Here is a 547-nt window from a genome sequence, read left to right as displayed (position 1 = left end):
TGGAAAGACCGCAACACCGGCGAGCGGCGTGAGAAAACCGAATGGCATTCGGTTGCGATCTTCTCCGAAGGTCTGGTCCGCGTGGCAGAGCAGTACCTGCGCAAAGGCTCCAAGGTCTATATCGAAGGCCAGCTGCAGACCCGCAAATGGCAGGACCAGAGCGGCCAGGACCGCTATTCGACCGAGGTCGTCCTACAGGGATTTGGCGGGACGCTGACCATGCTTGACGGCGCTCAGGGTGGCGGCAGCTCTAGCGGTGGCGGTTATGGCGGGGATAGCGGCGGCGGTTATGGGGGCCAGGGCGGTGGCTACGGCAGCCAAGGCGGGTCTTCGAGCAACATTGATGACGACGAAATTCCATTTTAGGATTATAAACAATGTCTTATCAGAGAATGATTGAGTTCGCCCGCGCTGAGAACATCGCTATGCACAAGAGCTGGCAGGGGGTCGCCCCAGTGGAAGCGGAGCCGAAAAAGCCGACCCGCAAGCGGGCCCTCAGCCCCAGAGAGCGCCAGGAGGCTGTAAAGAAGGTTCGCCGGATCGCATC

The 547-nt window shown here is 60.3% G+C and carries 1 protein-coding gene; it reads left to right on the top strand.

The window, feature by feature from the left end:
* Nucleotides 1-366 (top strand): single-stranded DNA-binding protein (ssb, locus tag OO25_RS21520; protein WP_040182842.1); only part of this gene is annotated, 366 nt, incomplete at its 5' end.
* Between the last annotated feature and the right edge of the window lie 181 nt (nt 367-547).

Source organism: Phaeobacter sp. S60 (assembly GCF_000826845.1).
Classification (GTDB): Bacteria; Pseudomonadota; Alphaproteobacteria; order Rhodobacterales; family Rhodobacteraceae; genus Phaeobacter; species Phaeobacter piscinae.
This window is presented reverse-complemented; position numbering and strand designations above follow the sequence as displayed.